Annotated in this window: 3 protein-coding genes; all 3 read right to left on the bottom strand. The window is 71.0% G+C overall.

The genetic code is table 11. The annotated features are described in order from the left end of the window. A partial coding sequence (obgE, locus tag NBZ85_RS30085; protein WP_261563316.1) for a GTPase ObgE occupies positions 1-1,434 on the bottom strand: 1,434 nt, incomplete at its 3' end. 223 nt (positions 1,435-1,657) lie between these two features. Next, on the bottom strand, positions 1,658-1,927 hold the full coding sequence (gene rpmA, locus NBZ85_RS30080; protein WP_261556668.1) for a 50S ribosomal protein L27: 270 nt from the start codon (positions 1,925-1,927) through the stop codon (positions 1,658-1,660). 5 nt (positions 1,928-1,932) lie between these two features. After that, positions 1,933-2,250: a 50S ribosomal protein L21 gene (gene rplU, locus NBZ85_RS30075; RefSeq protein WP_261556679.1), complete on the bottom strand. Its 318-nt coding sequence runs from the start codon at positions 2,248-2,250 to the stop codon at positions 1,933-1,935. Between the last annotated feature and the right edge of the window lie 383 nt (positions 2,251-2,633).

Genomic DNA, 2,633 nt, shown 5'->3' with positions numbered 1-2,633 from the left:
GCTGGCAGCCGGCTCGTCGGCACCGAGACGATCCTCGGTGGCGTCGCCGCCGCCCGACCCGCCAACGAGCACCACTCCGCCGACGCCCTGCCCACCGACGCCCTGCCCACCGACGCCCTGCCCACCGACGCCCAGCCCGCCGCCGCTCAGCGTCGGCTCCCAGTCGAAGGTGACATCACCGATCGTGACCTCGACACCCGCGGTCGCGCCGAGCCGGGCGAGTTCCTTTTCCACTCCGAGCCGGGCGAGCCGGTCAGCGAGAAACCCGATGGCCTCGTCGTTGGTGAAGTCGGTCTGGCGCACCCACCGCAGCGGCTTCGCCCCGGAGATGAGGAAACCCTCGCCGAGGGTCGTCACGGTGAAGTCCGGTTCGTTCACCGCCCGGGGGCGCAGGACGACGCGGGTCGCGGACGGGCTCGGCGCCGCCGCCCGCAGCGCCGCGACCTTTTCCGCCAACGCCAGCGACAGCGCGTGCACCCCCCGCCGGGTGGCGCTGCTGACCGCGAACACGTCGAGCCCGCGGGCCCGCAGATCAGCGGTGACCAGGTCGGCGAGGTCGGCGGCGTCGGGCACGTCGATCTTGTTGAGGACGACGAGCCGGGGTCGGTCGGACAGGTCGGCGGAGTACGCCGCGAGCTCGGCCTCGATGACGTCAAGATCAGTCAGCGGATCGCGTCCCGGTTCGAGCGTGGCGCAGTCCAGCACGTGCACGATCACCGAGCAGCGCTCGATGTGCCGGAGGAACTCCAGGCCCAGACCGCGCCCCTCGCTGGCGCCCGGGATGAGCCCGGGGACGTCCGCCACCGTGTACGGCAGGTGATCTCCCGCCTGAGCCACCCCGAGGTTGGGCACGAGGGTCGTGAACGGGTACTCGGCGATCTTGGGCTTGGCGGCGCTCAGCACCGACACCAGGGACGACTTCCCCGCGCTCGGGAATCCGACAAGCGCGACGTCGGCCACCGTCTTGAGTTCGAGGACGGCGTCGAGCTGCTCGCCGGGCTCACCGAGCTCGGCGAATCCGGGGGCCTTGCGGCGGGCGGAGGCCAGCGACGCGTTCCCCCGGCCACCGCGGCCGCCCCGGGCGAGCACGAACGTGCTGCCCGCTCCGACCAGATCGATGATCTGCTCGCCGACGGCGCTGAGGACGACCGTGCCGTCGGGCACCGGGAGGATGAGGTCCTCCCCGTCGGCTCCGTACCGGTTCGACCCCTGGCCGGGGCGGCCCCGCGAGGCCCGCTGATGCGGATGGAAGTGGAAGTCGAGCAGGGTGGTCACGCTCGGCTCCACCACGAGGCGAATATCGCCGCCGCGGCCGCCGTCACCACCGTCCGGACCGCCCAGCGGCTTGAACTTCTCCCGGTGGATGGAGGCGCAGCCGTGGCCGCCGTCCCCAGCCGCCGCGTGCAACACCACCCGGTCGACAAAGGTCGGCATCGCTGCGTCCTCTCACCCTGCTTCGTGTCCTACAGTCCGCCGACCGTCGTCGGCCGGCGGCCGCTATCTCCATCGTGCGCCGCCGAGCACATGCCAAAGCCGCGCGCACCGAACCCCGAGGCGGGATGATGCACGCGGCTGTGTGCTTGGCATCGGGGACAGCGAACGCCGTGTCGGGCGGGCCAGGTCTGGCACACCCGATCGGCATCGCCGCCCGGTCGAGTCAGGCGGCGGGCGCCGCCGCCAGCTCGACCACGTTTATGACGCGGCGACCACGCCGGTGGCCGAACTGCACGTGACCGGCCGACAGCGCGAACAGCGTGTCGTCCTTGCCGCGCCCGACCAGCTCACCCGGGTGGAAGTGGGTGCCGCGCTGGCGAACGATGATCTCGCCGGCCTTGACGAACTGGCCGCCGAAACGCTTCACACCCAGCCGCTGAGCGTTGGAGTCCCGACCGTTGCGCGAGGAACTCGCGCCCTTCTTATGCGCCATCTCGCTCAGGCCTTCCCGGTCTCGATGCCGGTCACCTTGAGACGCGTCAGCTTCTGGCGGTGGCCCTGACGCTTGTGGTAGCCGGTCTTGTTCTTGAACTTGTGAATCCGGATCTTCGGACCCTTGACGACGCCGACCACCTCGGCGGTCACCTCGACGGACGCGAGCGCGCCGGCTTCGTGGGTGACCGAGTCGCCGTCGACGAGCAGGAGGGCCGGAAGGTTCACGGCCACGCCCGGCTCTCCGGGAAGGAGTTCGACGTCGACGACATCGCCGACGGCGACCCTGTGCTGCTTGCCGCCGCTGGCAACGACCGCGTACACCAGATCTCCCTGCTGTTGTTGAACCGCTGTGACCGCACGGAACCCAGGTTCCCCGCGGAGCTTTGAGTGCGCCCCCGCCGCCATCGACCGCAGAGCAGCCGTCCGGCGGCTCTTCCGGTGAGCCGGGCCCAGTCCGGATGAACGCGCGGACTCCACCTTACAGGTCATCGCCGCGGGGGTGAGGATCGGGAGCCGCACCGCCCTGTCCCCCGCGCACGGGCCATATTCCCGGATGACCCGGACGGGCCATGGTGAAGCACGCCGGGGAAGGGGAAGCATGGAACGTCCGCAAGGCGCAGTTCCATGATGGATCGTGAGGCTTCGACGCCGGAGGCCATGTCGCGTCGGGGGTCGCGTCGGGGGTGATGGGGCGCATTCGGGGG

Origin of the sequence: Frankia tisae, assembly GCF_025403405.1 — a bacterium.
Taxonomy (GTDB): domain Bacteria; phylum Actinomycetota; class Actinomycetes; order Frankiales; family Frankiaceae; genus Frankia; species Frankia tisai.
The sequence above is the reverse complement of the archived record's forward strand: the minus strand, read 5'-3'. Positions and strand labels throughout refer to the sequence as shown.

Coding starts and splice junctions, on each gene's coding strand:
- rpmA (WP_261556668.1), bottom strand. CDS start 1,927: ATGGCGCATAAGAAGGGCGCGAGTTCCTCGCGCAACGGTCGGGACTCC.